This is a genomic window from Alsobacter sp. R-9, assembly GCF_054612375.1.
This window is the reverse complement of sequence record NZ_JBTSWJ010000003.1, coordinates 320,011-333,845: the sequence shown is the minus strand read 5'-3', so window position 1 is coordinate 333,845 and position 13,835 is coordinate 320,011. Positions and strand designations below refer to the sequence as shown.

The window sequence follows — 13,835 nt, the reverse complement described above, 5'->3', positions numbered from 1 at the left end:
CCTCAATTGCCGTTGTTGAACATCTGCGCATTGCCGGGCGTGTAGCCGCTGCCCGGCGTGAGGAAGCGGCGGCGTTGCTCGCGGCCCTGGTCGGCGGCTGCCGCTCGCTCGGCCTCTGTCAGCGCGCTTGACCGGCCATTGGCGGCGAGCAACGCGATTAGGTCGGAAAGCTGTTGCGACTGGAGCGCGAGAATCTGGTTGCCCGCCTGCGTGGCTTGCAGCGCGCCGGTCGCGCCCTGGCTCTGACCGACAAGCGCCGACATCTGCGTGCGGTTGGTGTCGATGTTGCCGACGACGCCAGCCTGAACCCGCATCGCGTCCTGCAAGCCGCCCACGGTGTTCTGCCAGCGCGCGCGTGCATCAGCGACAAGCTGCTGGTTGGTTGCCGACATCGACACGTTGCCGTATTGGCGTTGGAACGCCTGGTCGATCTGCTGGACGTTGAAGGCGATGTTCTGCGCCTGACTCAAAAGCTGCTGCGTGCGCTGGACGTTCTGCTGAATCTGCTGGAGCGCGGAGAACGGCAGGCTCGCCAGATTGCGCGCCTGATTGATGAGCATCTGCGCCTGATTTTGCAGGTTGGTGATCTGGTTGTTGATTTGTTGGAGGGCGCGCGCGGCAGTCAGCACGTTTTGCGCGTAATTGGTCGGATCATAGACAATCCATTGCGCGGCTGCCGGCGTCGCCAGCATGGGCGAGATGGCGAGCGGCGCGGCGAACACGGTCGCGGCTATGCAGAAAGCGCGCGAACGGAAACGACGAATGGTCATGAGCGGAACTCCTTTTCGGTTTGGGGGATGAGCGTCGGGAAGCCGGGAAGAAGATCGACGGCCCAGCCGACATCGCGGGCGGCGAGCCACGCGGCGAGAAAGCCGTCGCGGCCGTGATCGGCGACGATCTGCGCAATGAGCGTCTGGTCGGATTTGGAAGATGCGGCGCAGAGCGCGAGGCCGACTTCGGACAGGCCCAGCTCGAACAGGCGATTGCCGCGCCGCGACTGGCAGTAATAATCCTGCTTGGGCGTCGCCCTCGCGAGGATTTCTATCTGCCGGTCGTTCAAGCCGAACCGCCGATAGATGGCGGTGATTTGCGGCTCGATGGCGCGTTCATTCGGCAGGAGCAGCCGCGTCGGGCAGCTCTCGATGATCGCGGGCGCGATGTTGCTGCCGTCGATGTCGGACAGGCTTTGCGTGGCGAAGATGACGGAAGCGTTTTTCTTCCTGAGCGTCTTCAACCATTCGCGGAGCTGGCCGGCGAAACCCTCGTCGTCCAGCGCAAGCCAGCCTTCATCTATGATGAGCAGCGTCGGGCGGCCGTCGAGCCGGTCGCCGATGCGGTGAAAGAGATAGGCCAGGACCGGACCGGCCGCGCCGGTGCCAACAAGCCCCTCGATCTCGAACGCCTGCACGTCCGAGCTGCCAAGCTGCTCGGCCTCGGCATCGAGCAACCGGCCATAAGCACCGCCGACGCAATACGGCCGAAGGGCTTGTTTCAGGTCGTTGGACTGCAACAGCACCGCAAGGCCGGTGATGGTGCGTTCCTCGACGGGCGCGGAAGCTAGCGAGGTCAACGCGGTCCAAAGATGCTCCTTCACCTCCGGCGTGATCGCGATGCCTTCGCGCATGAGGATCGCCACGATCCAGTCGGCCGCCCAGGCGCGTTCATAGGTGTCGTGAATGCGCGCGAGCGGCTGGAGCGAAACGGAAGTGTCGGAACCTTCTGTCAGGCCGCCGCCCAGGTCGTGCCAGTCGCCGCCCATCGCGAGCGACGCGGCCCGGATGCTGCCGCCGAAGTCGAACGCGAAGACTTGGGAACGGGGATAGCGCCGGAACTGCAAGGCCATGAGCGCGAGCAGCACCGACTTGCCCGCTCCGGTCGGGCCGACGACAAGCGTATGGCCCACGTCGCCGACATGGAGGGATAACCGGAACGGGGTCGAGCCTTCGGTCTTTGCATAAAGCAGAGGGGGCGCACCGAAATGCTCGTCCCGTTCCGGCCCCGCCCACACCGCTGAAAGCGGGATCATGTGGGCGAGATTCAAAGTGCTGATAGGCGGCTGCCGGACGTTCGCGTAGGCGTGGCCAGGCAAACTGCCGAGCCATGCGTCAACCGCGTTGACCGTCTCGACCATCGCCGTGAAATCGCGGCCCTGGATGACCTTTTCGGCGAGGCGCAATTTCTCGTCGGCTATCCGGGGATCGGCGTCCCATACGGTGATGGTGGCCGTGACATAGGCCATACCGGCGACATCGGCCCCAAGCTCCTGCAAGGCCATGTCGGCGTCGGCGGCCTTGTTCGCCGCGTCCGTATCGACGAGAACGGACGCCTCGTTCGTCATCACCTCTTTCAGAATCGCGGCGATGCTCTTGCGCTTGGCGAACCATTGCCGCCTGATCTTCGTGAGCAGTTTGGTAGCGTCGGTCTTGTCGAGCAGGATCGCGCGCGTGCTCCAACGATACGGGAACGCCAGCCGGTTCAAATCGTCGAACAGGCCCGGTGTCGTCGCGGTGGGGAATCCCACGATGGTGAGAACGCGGAGATGCTGGCCGCCAAGGCGCGGCTCCAGTCCGCCGGTCAACGGCTCGTCTGTGAGCAGCGCGTCGAGATAGACCGGCGTTTCCGGCACGCGGACACGATGGCGTTTCGTCGAGACGCAGGAATGAAGAAAGGTCAGCGTCTCGCTATCGTCGAGCCATGCACATTCCGGCATGAAGCCGTCGAGCAATGCGAGCACGCGGTCGGTGCGGTCGATGAAGGCGCGCATGACTTCATGGGGATCGACGCCCGATTGCTCGCGGCCCTCGTAAAGCCATGTCTCGGCGCGAGCGGCTTCCTCGGCGGGCGGCAGATGGAGGAAGGTCAGGAAATAGCCTGACACGAAATGCGTGCCGGCTTCCTCGAAACCGGCTTTGCGCTCGGCGTCGAGCAAGGCCGATGCGGGATCGGGAAACGTGCTGTCGGGATAGGTCGCGGCTTCGCTGCGCTGCGCCTCGACGAAAATGCTCCAACCCGATCCGAGACGGCGGAAAGCGTTGTTGATGCGGCCGGCGACCGCGACCAGCTCGGCCGCGACGGCGGAATCCAAGTCGGGACCGCGAAACTTCGCCGTGCGCTGAAAGCTGCCGTCCTTGTTGAGAACGACGCCTTCGGCGACGAGCGCCACCCACGGCAGAAAGTCGGCAAGCCGGCTGGCGGTGCGGCGATATTCGGCAAGGTTCATCATGGCCGCGCCCTCACGCTGCGAGGTTCGCGGGGATGCGCAGATGCCGCCGCCCGACCTCGACAAAGAGCGGGTCGCGCTTCGCCGCCCATACGGCTGCGAAATGGCCGATGGCCCATATCGCCAGCCCGACAAGCCAAAGACGCAGGCCAAGGCCCACGGCCCCGGCCAGCGTCCCGTTCATGATAGCGATGGAGCGCGGTGCGCCGCCGAGCATGATGTGCTCGGTCAGCGCCCGATGGACGGGAATGGAAAATCCCGGCACCGCGTCGAGTTGTTCGAGGACGGCCGCCATCAAACGAGCGCCCCGCCGCCGAACGAGAAGAACGACAGGAAGAAACTCGACGCGGCGAAGGCTATCGACAGGCCGAACACGATCTGGATGAGGCGGCGGAAGCCTCCGCTGGTGTCGCCGAAGGCGAGCGTGAGGCCGGTCACGATGATGATGATAACGGCGATGACCTTGGAAACCGGCCCTTCGATGGATTGCAGGATTTGCTGCAAGGGCTGCTCCCACGGCATCGACGAGCCGGACGCATGGGCGGCCGGGGCCGTGAGCAGCGTGACGGTCACGAAAGCTGTGGCCGTCGCGAAGCGGCGACGGATGTGCGAGACGGATTGAATCATTCGGGTTCTCCTGTGCTGGCGGGGGTGATGCGGTAATCGCCGTCCGGCCCCAGCCCTTCGACGCGGGCGAGTTCGGCGAGCCGGCGCGCGGAACCGCGACCGGCGAGGACGGCAACGAGGTCGATGGTTTCCGCGATCAGGGCGCGGGGGACGGTGACGACAGCCTCTTGAATGAGCTGTTCAAGGCGGCGCAGCGCGCCCATGCCTGTGCCGGCATGGATGGTGCCGATGCCGCCTGGATGGCCGGTGCCCCAGGCTTTGAGCAGGTCGAGGGCTTCCGCGCCGCGCACCTCGCCGATGGGAATGCGGTCGGGGCGCAGGCGCAGCGACGAGCGCACAAGGTCGGAGAGCGTCGCCACGCCGTCCTTCGTCCGCATGGCGACGAGGTTGGGCGCGGTGCATTGCAGCTCGCGCGTGTCTTCGATGATGACGACGCGATCCGCGCCCTTCGCCACCTCGGCGAGCAGCGCATTGGTCAGCGTCGTCTTGCCGGTGGACGTGCCGCCTGCGACGAGGATGTTTGCACGCGACGCGACGGCCGCGCGCAGCGTCGCGGCCTGGTCGGCGGACATGATGCCGGCCGCCACATAGTCGTCGAGGCTGAACACCGCGACGGCGGGCTTGCGGATGGCGAAGGCCGGCGCGGCGACAACAGGCGGCAAAAGCCCCTCGAATCGTTCGCCGGTTTCCGGCAATTCCGCCGACACGCGCGGCGCGCGGGCATGAACCTCCGCGCCTACATGGTGAGCAACAAGACGGACGATGCGTTCGCCATCCGCCGGAGACATGGTTTCGTCCGTATCGACCAGCCCTTCGGAAAGTCGGTCGATCCAGATGCGACCATCTGGATTCAGCATGACCTCGACCACGGCCGGGTCTTCCAGAAAGCTGGCGATGGCTGCACCGAGCGCGGTGCGCAACATGCGCGCGCCGCGCTGGACCGCTTCCGGCTTATGATGTGTGGTGGTCAATCTCGGCCCCATTTCCTGACGGGGCGCAATTGACGGTCCCCGCAACGGGGCTGATTAAGAAAGGCGGAAGTCGGACCGATTCAACAACTATCGAAACGGATGCGGTGATCGGCGGCTATCGGCGGCGAATAGGACGGGTTGAATATTCAGGATGGATCGCCCGTCGCCTCGGATTGATCTTGCGTAGGACTGTCACGAAGCGAATCGACATCGCGCGACAACTCTTTGAGGAACCTGTCGCCGGTCGCAAGACGCCGGCCGAGCGTCTGCATGAAGCCCTCGAACCGTTCGGCTCCTTTCGCGCGCGCGGATGCTTGCGCGCTCTCCGGCAGCGGCGGCGTGGAGGCAAGCCAGATGTTGACGAACAGCGAAACGGTTTCGCCGAGCACGGCCAGATCCTCGTCGAGCGCGTGGATCTCGCGGCCGAGCTTGTCGAGGCGTCGCGACATCGCCGCCTCCAGCCGATCCGAAGTGTCGCCGGATAGGAAGGACGCGACGGCCGCCTCGATGATCGCGGATTTCGACACTTGCCGGCGCAGCGCCAGCGCCTCGACCTGTTTCAATAGCTCAAACTCGAAATAGACGTTCATCCGGGTTTTGGTGGTCATGGGCGTGTCCTTCAAAGCTCGATACCGTCGCCGGGGTCGAGCAACGCTTGCCGCGCGACCACCCGCATCCGCTGGCGCAGCGCGCGGGCCTTGGCGGCGTCAACGTCCGGCTCGTCGTCCGGCAAGTCGAACTCCTGTTCGGGCGGACGTGGCGGCGCGACGATTTCCTCATGCTCCGGCAATTCCGGCTCGCGGCGGATGCCGGCATTGGCCGGATCGCTCTCGGTCGCTCCGGGCGCGGGCGCGACTGTGGGCTTCGCTGCCGACACCACGCGGCTCGACCAATCGTCGGATGACGGCGCGGCGGTGGGATTGGCTGCCGGATCGGGCGGGGTCAGGATGCGTTCCATCAACCGCGCGTCTTCGAAATAGCGCGCCTTTGCGGCCCGGATCGGCGGCGTTCCCGCGACCATCACGATTTCGTCGGATGGCGGAAGCTGCATGATCTCGCCCGGCGTGAGCAGCGGCCGGGCCGTCTCCTGCCGCGACACCATCAAATGTCCTAACCACGGCGCGAGGCGGTGGCCGGCGTAATTGGTGGAGTCGCGCATTTCGGTCGCGGTGCCGAGCGCGTCGCTAACTCTTTTGGCCGTCCTTTCATCGTTCGTGGCGAAGGCGACTCTGACGTGGCAGTTGTCGAGGATGGAATTGTTCGGGCCGTAGGAGCGTTCAACTTGATTGAGGCTCTGCGCGATCAGAAAACTCTTGATGCCGTAGCCCGCCATGAAGGCTAAGGCGCTTTCGAAAAAGTCGAGGCGGCCGAGCGCGGGAAACTCGTCGAGCATCAACAGCAACCGATGGCGCTTGCTGGTGGTGTTCAATTCCTCGGTCAACCGCCTGCCGATCTGATTGAGGATCAGGCGAATGAGCGGCTTGGTGCGGTTGATGTCGGACGGTGGGACGACGAGATAGAGACTGACCGGCTCCTTGCTTCCGACGAGATCGGCAATGCGCCAGTCGCAGCGCGCCGTGACGCGCGCCACCACCGGATCGCGATACAGTCCCAGGAACGACATGGCGGTGCTCAACACGCCCGACCGCTCGTTCTCGCTCTTGTTCAACAGCTCGCGCGCTGACGATGCGATGACGGGATGAACGCCGGCTTCGCCTAGGTGCGGCGTGTCCATCATTGCCCGTAACGTCGCCTCGATGGGACGGCGCGGGTCGGACAGGAAGTTGGCGACGCCAGCCAGTGTCTTGTCGGCCTCGGCATAGAGGACATGGAGGATCGCGCCGACAAGCAGGCTGTGGCTGGTCTTTTCCCAATGGTTGCGCTTGTCGAGGCTGCCTTCGGGATCGACCAGAATATCCGCGATGTTCTGCACGTCGCGGACTTCCCATTCGCCTTGCCGGACCTCCAGCAGCGGATTGTAGGCCGACGATTTGGCGTTGGTCGGATCGAACAGCAGGACGCGACCGTGCTTCGCGCGAAAGCCCGCCGTCAGCGTCCAGTTCTCCCCTTTGATGTCGTGGACGATGCAGCTTCCGGGCCAGGTCAGCAGCGTCGGCACCACAAGGCCAACGCCCTTGCCGCTGCGGGTCGGCGCGAAGCATAGGACATGCTCCGGCCCATCGTGGCGCAGATATTCCCGATCCTGCTTGCCGAGCAGGACGCCATCGGGACCGAGTAATCCGGCGGCGCGGATTTCCTTGTCTTCCGCCCATCGTGCTGAACCATAGGTCGCGACGTTGCGCGCCTCCCGCGCCCGGATGATGGACATGGTGATGGCGGCGGCGATGGACATGATGCCGCCCGATGCCGCGATAGCGCCGCCCTCGACGAAGATCGAAGGCGCGTAGGCGTCGAACGCATACCACCACCAGAACAGCGCAGGCGGGTAGTAGATCGGCCAGCCGGCCAGCTCGAACCACGGATTGCCAAGCTGTGCCTGAAAGCCGAGACGCCATGCGGTCCATTGCGTCGCCGCCCAGGTCATCACCAGAACGATGGTGAAGACCACGGCGATCTGACCCCAAAGGATTCGGCCTCCGCGCATAAAGGCTCCAGTCGAGAAAAGGGACGGAGCCGATCAGAGAGTAGGCAATTATGGGACAGGCAACAGGAAAGAGGATGCGGGAGGGCTGCCGGATACTATCGGCGGCGAATAGGATGGGTTGCGCTTTAGTTATCGCCCGCGTTGTTACTGCTGCGCAACGGGCTGAATCGAATCGCGACGGCTCAATCCGGTCGGATTGGCCCGGCCTATTTCACTGGCGAGAGTGAGCAGGTTTCGGAGAGCCGCGCCTTGATTGAATGGCGACCACACGGCAGAAAACGACGCCGGCTCGGGTTCATCCGCGATGGGTAAGAAAACCACGCCGGACGTTTGAAGCAGCGACGTGGCCGCCCCGACGATGGTGATGCCGAAGCCTTGACCGACCATCGAAAGCAGCGTGCCGCGCTCGACATTGAAACGCAGGATCGACGGTGCAGACCATCGCCCGGCGAGACGCAGCACAATATGGTCCTGCACCTGCGGCCCGGTGCCGCCATAGCGGACAAGGAATGTTTCCTCGGTTAAATTAGCCCAGGTCACAGAGGACTGTTCGGCGAGCGGATGCCGCTCCGGAAGCGCGACGGCAAGCGATTCTGTCCAGATTCGCCGCGTGTGACAATCGGGCAATTCGGGTGTTCCGGCTACGAATACAATGTCGAGCCGGTTTGCGCGCAGTTGCATGACCGCCTCTCGGGCCGTGCCCTCCGTGATCTCGATTTCGATACTTTGATGCTCGTTACGGTATCGCTCGATCAACTCTGCCAGGAAGCTGCCAGGAATGAGGGCGTGGACGCCGATACGCAAACGGCCGCATTCCCCTGCTGCCGCCATGCCCGCCGTTTTTACGGCGTGGTCGAGTTCATCGACGCCTGCCGCGACATGCTCGACGAAGCGGCGACCGGCCTCTGTCAGTCGGACGCCCCGCGCATGACGCTCGAACAGGAGGATGCCAAGGTCTTCCTCCAGCGTCTTCACGCGGGCGCTGACGCTCGACAGGCTGACGCCGAGCGCATTGGCGGCGTGGCGAAAATTCAAGTGCTCAGCAACGGCGAGAGTCTGAATCAGTGCTGCCAGTGGAATTCTGCTTCCTAATAAAGGAGGAATTCTTCTTTCAAATGTGCCGTTTAATTTGGATCGCAATTGTCGCATATGGTTGTCTATCTTGAGACATCTCTACATTCGCCATGACATACACGATAATGAACCCACTATAAGATCATATAGAAATACTGAAAGGGACTCAGTCTTATGACCTCAATAAGCGATGCTTTCGTTAGAACGCACACACAGGTCATCAGGCGATGCAACGAAACGCTTAGCACCCCGACGGTATCTCGATTTAATTGCCTTTCATATCGGCAGAACCGTTCGAGGATGAAGGTGGAAACAGACATTTCAAGAGCAATGCCGCGAAGAGCGCGATCAGCGCAATGCCTGTTGATACGTAAAGCGCACCGACATCACCAAACCAACTCATGAACATGGCGTAGATGAGCGGGGCTGCCGCCGACAGGATGAAACTCGGGATAATGAGAACGCCAACGAGCCGCCCGTAGCTGCGATGATCAAACAACACGAGTGGAAGTGTGCCTCGCGTGATCGTCAGGATGCCGTTACAGGCCCCATATAGAAACGCGAATCCGAGGCCAATCGCCACAGAGCTTCCGCTAAACAAGCCAAGAACAAAGGAAATTGGCATGATGACACACGCCAGCAGATTAAGAGCGACCGGATCGACCCGACGTCCGAACAATATTTCGCAAAGCCGCGCCGCTGATTGTCCGATGCCGCGCAACGTCGCGATCCACACGGCCACCGGCGCGCCGATTCCTAAACCGATCAACACAGGGATCATGTGTGCGGACATGCCCGCGTTGAGGCAGTTCGCCCCCGTCGTGATCACCGCATAGAGAGTGCCGGCGACGAAGATATCGCGACGCGCTACCGCGAGGGGGACGCTCGCTGCGGCTGACACGCGATCCGGCGAGTGGTCATAGCTCGCGTTCGGAATGAGAAGATGCAGCGGGATCGTCGCGATCGCCAGCACGGCGTATCCGACCAGTGCGCCGCGCCAGCCGAACTGCGTGGATAGCAGATGCCCGAAGGGCCAGAAGACAGAAGACGCCAATCCGCCCAGCAGCGTGATCTGAGATATCGGGCCGCGCGCCTCCGGCCCGCCGATACGCGCCAGGGCGGCGAAGGCCGCGTCGTAGAGTGTCAGACGCATGCCGAGTCCGAGAACGATCCAGGAAGCAAAATACATCGCGACGGTGTGCGAGCACGCAAGCCCAAAGCAGCCCACGGCGTTCATGACCGCGCCGACGTTCATGATTCTGCGGCCGCCATGGCGATCCACCCAACGGCCAGCGACGGGCGACGTCAGCCCCATCACCAGCAATGCGGCGGAGAACCCGCCATAGACGATATCACGGGTCCAGCCGAGGTCCGACGCGATCTCTTCGCCGAAACCGCCGATCAGATAATAGGTGATGCCCCACGAGATGAGCTGGCTGAACCCGAGCGCAACGACGGTCCGGCGCGCGATCACCTCGTTCGCTCTTGCCGGACCGTCAAGGGAAGCGCCGTATCTCCCGGCCCAAGCGCGCGCTGCATCAGGACCGTATCGACCCACTGGCCGAGCTTGAAGCCGACCGAGCGAAGCGTGCCGACATGCTGGAAGCCCAGTCTTTGATGAAGCGCGATCGATCCGGCATTCCCGCTGTTGCCGATCACGGCCAGCATCTGCCGCCATGGACCAGCCTCGCAGCGCACGATCAGCGCCTGAAGCAGGGCCGCGCCAATGCCACGGCCGCCCAGCCCATCCGCGACGTAGACCGAATCCTCGATCGTGTGGCGGTAGGCCGGACGCGGCCGGTAGGAGGTTGCGTAGGAATAGCCGACAATCCGTCCGTCGGCTTCCGCGACCAGATACGGCAGACCGGCGTCAACCACCGAGGCACGCCGCGACACCATCTCTTCAGCCGAGGGCGGAATCTCCTCAAAGGTCGCCAGGCCATTCAGCACATAATGCTGATAGATGGCCTGGATCGCTGTCATATCGGCCTCGTTTGCATCCCGGACGATCACAGCATTATTCATCGGCACTTTCCTCGCCCCCAACGACTCATCTGAGTTTCCTTTTCACGTCGTTCTGCGCAGGCCGCGGGCTTTAGTCGTCTGGATCGCGGCGTCCCCGCCGCGCTTCCCGTCGCGAGAGGCCGATGTCCGCAAGCAGGTGGTCGTCGAGCTCTCGCAACTGCTGCAACTGCCGGATTCGCGACCGTGACGAGCAGGCGAGATATCGCCCCAGCTCGATCCAGAAACCGCAAAACGTTTTGACTCGCCACAACGTCTGTCGCCGACCTTAAGCGGCGGCCCCTATGGCCGCCGTTGCTTGACCATGCCAGATCGGGCTATATAAAAGAAGATTTTAGGAATTATACGAAGCATAAGAGATGCTTTGATGAGAAGTCTCAACCTCGACTACCTGCAAACCTTCGTCATCGTCGTCGAGCACGGCAGCTTCTCGGCGGCGGCGGAGCGCCTGCAGCTTACGCAGCCCGCCGTCAGCCTGCAGATTCGCCAACTTGAAAGAACGCTCGGAGCGGGGCTCATCGAACGCGTCGGGCGGAAGGCGAGGCCGACAGCCGCCGGCGTCGAGTTGCTCAGCCATGCCGGTCAGATTCAGGATGCCGTCGCCGCCGCCCTGGAGGCGGTCGGCAGCCGAACCAAGGGCGTTGCAGGTCGTGTGCGTATCGGCACCGGCGCAACCGCCTGTATCTTCCTGTTGCCGTCGATTCTCGGAAAACTGCGAAAAAAATATCCCGCGCTTGAAATCACCGTTGTCACAGGCAACACAGCGGATATCGCCAAATCGTTGGAAGAGAATACGATCGACGTTGCGCTCGTTACTTTGCCGCTGTCAGGGCGAATGTTCGAGATCATGCCTGTCATCGAAGACGAGTTCGTGCTGATTGCACCGACAGACATGGTGCTTCCGCTCCGCATTACGCCTAGCGTTCTTTCGGCGAAGGCAGTCATCCTCTACGAGCCAAATAGCAATACACGGCGCATTGCGGATAATTGGTTCCTGCGTGGTGGGGTATCATTAAAACCTGCTATGTCACTTGGGAGCGTGGAAGCTATCAAGGAGATTGTTCGTGTGGGACTTGGCTGCGCCATTCTTCCGAGCATGGCTCTACGCAATGAACAAGCCCGGCAGAGTTTGGCCATTCGCTCCCTCTCTCCACAGCTCTCTCGTCAGCTTGCTGTCGTGGTTCGTCGTGACAAGCGTGTGGATACGGGTCTCAGACACACGTTGTCCGCACTTAAAGCGATATGCTCACAAGGTTAGCGCCACCATTGCCGATAGATCAGGTGCAGGCATTCTCACCTAAAAGCATCACATTCCATTGCGGAGCGACGATTGGCTGAATGAGATTGCGGGTGATTAACCAAGCCGGCAAACGCCGCAACCTCTTTAGACGTTTTGCGATCTGTTCAGCGTCAGCGAGAAATTGCACACCGACATTTAGAGCCCCATCTCACGCGCTCTTCCGAGATGCCACGACACCGACCCATCTTGCATGACGCCTACGACCTCGCGGCCAAGCTGCCGGTCGATGACTGGCCGCCATGGGACGAGAGTGAACTCGTGCGCCTGTTCCACGATGGCGAACTTGCCGCTAGTTAGCTGCACGGTCCCGGTGAACTTGCCGCTGACGGTTTCGCCATCGGCGGCGGCGCGGAACGGCAGCGCCTTGTTCGCGGCGATCTCCGCTCCGACGCTGGCGACCTCGCGCTCGCGTAATGTCGCGAGAAGATTGCGCCGATAGAACACGCGGCCGTCCTGCCGACGTGTAGCGTCGCCCTGTTCGATGTGATGCTCGCGGCGCTGGTCCATCGCCTCGCGCACCTGCTGGCCGAAGCCGGCCGAAGCAAGGTCGGATGCGTCAGGCACTACCAATCGGCGGTCGAGCCACGTCGCGCCGTCCGCGCCGATCTGCTTTTCAAGATCGAGCACCGACAGGACGCGAACGCTGGCCTGCCGGTTGCGGCCGGCATCGTAGGCGGCGGCGCGACTCTCGAAGTCCTCGGGGATGCGCCATTGGTCGGCGTCGATCCGCTCGACGATCCCGGCGCGGCGCAACGCCTCCAGCCGGCGCACATGAGCATCGACATAGCCCTCATAATCGCCGCCCGGAACGCGGCCCTCGAACTTCGCCCGCTCCAGATGGCGGCTCGGTCGATAGACGCCATCCTCGGCGATGGCGGCAATGCTTCGGTCGGATGGCCGCTGCGCGGTGTCGGCCGGGCCGATCTCGACGATGCTGCCGATCCGCGCATCTTCAACGCGCGCCGGGTCGATGCCGGCTACATGGTGGGTCCGGCCGTCGATCCCGTCCACCACAACGGTCAGGTTCTCGCCCAACTCGTCGGATAGATACTTATCGACGACGCGGCCGACGAGGGGCTTTTCGGGCGGCCCGTCATGGATTTGGAAGGTGAGCGGGTCGCGCTCCAAGCCATCGGCCCTTAGCGCCTTGTGCATGTTGCGGATGATGTCGCCGCGCTCGCCCATCTCGCGCAAGGTCGGCTCCATGCGCTCGCTCAACTCCCAAACGCCCGGCGCGTGCTCGGTCGCCAGCCCCATCTTGTCCAGCTTGGCAAGACGGCGCAGGCGCAGCGCGCGATTGAACTGGCGGCGCGGCGCGGCCGGCTCTTGGCGAAGGTCGAGGAACCTGTCGTCGGCTTCCTCGACCATAGCCCGGTCGATGCGGGTGAAACGGTCCTGGTCGATCTCGGCCGACAGTTTGTGAGCCTGCTCGATCTCGGTGACGGGGCCAAGTTCGAGGCTCGCAAGCTCGCTCGCCCGCTCGCGCAGCCCGGCAGAGAGATAATCGCCGTTGATGACCAAATCCGCGCCTGTGTCATCGCGGCCGTTGACGACGATATGCACATGGGGATGCCCGGTGTTGTAGTGATTGACCGCAACCCAATCGAGTTTCGTGCCAAGGTCGGCCTCCACCTGGCGCATGAAGTCGCGGGTATAGGTCGTAAGGTCGGACAGGTCCGCGCCATCCTCCGGCGAGACGATGAATCTGAATTGGTGGCGATCCTCCTTGCCGCGATCAAGGAAGGCGTCGCCATCGGCGCGGTCCTCACGCGCCGAATAGAGCTGGCCGCGCTCGCCATCGCGCGATGTGCCGTCGCGCTGGATGTAGCGAAGATGCGCGCGGGCGCGACCGTCCTTCCACGCGGCCCGAACGCTGCGTTGCTTGACCATGACGCGCCGGCTGCCGGGCTGCCGGTGATGCCAGTTGCCGGATATGTTGCGGGCGCGGACGAAGCTCGCGCCCCGGCCGCGCTTCACGCCCTTACCGCTGGCGATGATGGCGCGGGAGCCGCGCGA

The 13,835-nt window shown here is 63.2% G+C and carries 13 protein-coding genes and 1 pseudogene; 1 reads left to right on the top strand and 13 read right to left on the bottom strand.

Annotated features, from left to right (window positions below; all coding sequences use genetic code 11):
• Nucleotides 1-2: 2 nt before the first annotated feature.
• From trbJ to ACX9GQ_RS07045, 11 genes are all read right to left on the bottom strand, one after another.
• Nucleotides 3-770, bottom strand: coding sequence for a P-type conjugative transfer protein TrbJ (gene trbJ, locus ACX9GQ_RS07095; protein WP_459628652.1), 768 nt, complete (start codon nucleotides 768-770; stop codon nucleotides 3-5).
• Nucleotides 767-3,223 carry a conjugal transfer protein TrbE gene (gene trbE / locus ACX9GQ_RS07090; RefSeq protein WP_459628651.1) on the bottom strand — a complete coding sequence of 819 codons (2,457 nt, stop codon included), beginning with the start codon at nucleotides 3,221-3,223 and terminating at the stop codon, nucleotides 767-769. Before trbE ends, trbJ begins: the two co-directional genes overlap by 4 nt.
• 10 nt (nucleotides 3,224-3,233) lie before the next feature.
• Nucleotides 3,234-3,515 (bottom strand): VirB3 family type IV secretion system protein, encoded by a 282-nt coding sequence (locus tag ACX9GQ_RS07085; RefSeq protein WP_233023572.1) that lies wholly within the window; start codon nucleotides 3,513-3,515, stop codon nucleotides 3,234-3,236.
• Nucleotides 3,515-3,847, bottom strand: a complete 333-nt coding sequence (locus ACX9GQ_RS07080) for a TrbC/VirB2 family type IV secretion system protein (protein ID WP_459628650.1) — start codon at nucleotides 3,845-3,847, stop codon at nucleotides 3,515-3,517. Before ACX9GQ_RS07080 ends, ACX9GQ_RS07085 begins: the two co-directional genes overlap by 1 nt.
• Nucleotides 3,844-4,830 (bottom strand): P-type conjugative transfer ATPase TrbB, encoded by a 987-nt coding sequence (gene trbB, locus ACX9GQ_RS07075; RefSeq protein WP_459628649.1) that lies wholly within the window; start codon nucleotides 4,828-4,830, stop codon nucleotides 3,844-3,846. Before trbB ends, ACX9GQ_RS07080 begins: the two co-directional genes overlap by 4 nt.
• Nucleotides 4,831-4,964: 134 nt before the next feature.
• Entirely contained in the window at nucleotides 4,965-5,426 is a 462-nt protein-coding gene (locus ACX9GQ_RS07070; protein WP_459628648.1) for a ribbon-helix-helix domain-containing protein, read from the bottom strand.
• 11 nt (nucleotides 5,427-5,437) lie between these two features.
• Nucleotides 5,438-7,423: a conjugal transfer protein TraG gene (locus ACX9GQ_RS07065; RefSeq protein ID WP_459628647.1), complete on the bottom strand. Its 1,986-nt coding sequence runs from the start codon at nucleotides 7,421-7,423 to the stop codon at nucleotides 5,438-5,440.
• Between the two features lie 144 nt (nucleotides 7,424-7,567).
• A complete protein-coding gene (locus ACX9GQ_RS07060; RefSeq protein ID WP_459628982.1) occupies nucleotides 7,568-8,497 on the bottom strand; it encodes a LysR family transcriptional regulator in 930 nt (309 codons plus the stop codon).
• Nucleotides 8,498-8,762: 265 nt separating this feature from the next.
• Entirely contained in the window at nucleotides 8,763-9,971 is a 1,209-nt protein-coding gene (locus ACX9GQ_RS07055) for an MFS transporter (RefSeq protein ID WP_459628646.1), read from the bottom strand.
• A complete protein-coding gene (locus ACX9GQ_RS07050; RefSeq protein ID WP_459628645.1) occupies nucleotides 9,968-10,522 on the bottom strand; it encodes an N-acetyltransferase family protein in 555 nt (184 codons plus the stop codon). Before ACX9GQ_RS07050 ends, ACX9GQ_RS07055 begins: the two co-directional genes overlap by 4 nt.
• Nucleotides 10,523-10,592: 70 nt before the next feature.
• Nucleotides 10,593-10,733, bottom strand: coding sequence for a DUF1127 domain-containing protein (locus tag ACX9GQ_RS07045; RefSeq protein WP_459628981.1), 141 nt, complete (start codon nucleotides 10,731-10,733; stop codon nucleotides 10,593-10,595).
• 153 nt (nucleotides 10,734-10,886) lie between these two features.
• Here ACX9GQ_RS07045 and ACX9GQ_RS07040 point away from each other — a divergent pair, with 153 nt between their 5' ends.
• On the top strand, nucleotides 10,887-11,777 hold the full coding sequence (locus ACX9GQ_RS07040) for a LysR family transcriptional regulator (RefSeq protein ID WP_459628644.1): 891 nt from the start codon (nucleotides 10,887-10,889) through the stop codon (nucleotides 11,775-11,777).
• Nucleotides 11,778-11,954: 177 nt separating this feature from the next.
• Here ACX9GQ_RS07040 and ACX9GQ_RS07035 read toward each other — a convergent pair whose 3' ends face one another.
• Together ACX9GQ_RS07035 and ACX9GQ_RS07030 are read right to left on the bottom strand one after the other, a co-directional pair.
• Complete coding sequence (locus tag ACX9GQ_RS07035) at nucleotides 11,955-13,187, bottom strand: DUF3363 domain-containing protein (RefSeq protein ID WP_459628980.1); 1,233 nt, start codon at nucleotides 13,185-13,187, stop codon at nucleotides 11,955-11,957.
• Between the two features lie 177 nt (nucleotides 13,188-13,364).
• A pseudogene (locus ACX9GQ_RS07030) lies at nucleotides 13,365-13,709 on the bottom strand (relaxase/mobilization nuclease domain-containing protein); the annotation flags it as partial.
• Nucleotides 13,710-13,835: the final 126 nt, after the last annotated feature.

What these genes read in the sequence shown, in the direction of transcription:
- ACX9GQ_RS07050 (WP_459628645.1), bottom strand. Translation starts at nt 10,522, where the DNA reads ATGAATAATGCTGTGATCGTCCGGGATGCAAACGAGGCCGATATGACA.
- ACX9GQ_RS07080 (WP_459628650.1), bottom strand. Translation starts at nt 3,847, where the DNA reads ATGATTCAATCCGTCTCGCACATCCGTCGCCGCTTCGCGACGGCCACA.
- trbJ (WP_459628652.1), bottom strand. Translation starts at nt 770, where the DNA reads ATGACCATTCGTCGTTTCCGTTCGCGCGCTTTCTGCATAGCCGCGACC.
- ACX9GQ_RS07070 (WP_459628648.1), bottom strand. Translation starts at nt 5,426, where the DNA reads ATGACCACCAAAACCCGGATGAACGTCTATTTCGAGTTTGAGCTATTG.
- trbB (WP_459628649.1), bottom strand. Translation starts at nt 4,830, where the DNA reads ATGGGGCCGAGATTGACCACCACACATCATAAGCCGGAAGCGGTCCAG.
- ACX9GQ_RS07065 (WP_459628647.1), bottom strand. Translation starts at nt 7,423, where the DNA reads ATGCGCGGAGGCCGAATCCTTTGGGGTCAGATCGCCGTGGTCTTCACC.
- ACX9GQ_RS07040 (WP_459628644.1), top strand. Translation starts at nt 10,887, where the DNA reads ATGAGAAGTCTCAACCTCGACTACCTGCAAACCTTCGTCATCGTCGTC.
- ACX9GQ_RS07035 (WP_459628980.1), bottom strand. Translation starts at nt 13,187, where the DNA reads ATGGTCGAGGAAGCCGACGACAGGTTCCTCGACCTTCGCCAAGAGCCG.
- trbE (WP_459628651.1), bottom strand. Translation starts at nt 3,223, where the DNA reads ATGATGAACCTTGCCGAATATCGCCGCACCGCCAGCCGGCTTGCCGAC.
- ACX9GQ_RS07085 (WP_233023572.1), bottom strand. Translation starts at nt 3,515, where the DNA reads ATGGCGGCCGTCCTCGAACAACTCGACGCGGTGCCGGGATTTTCCATT.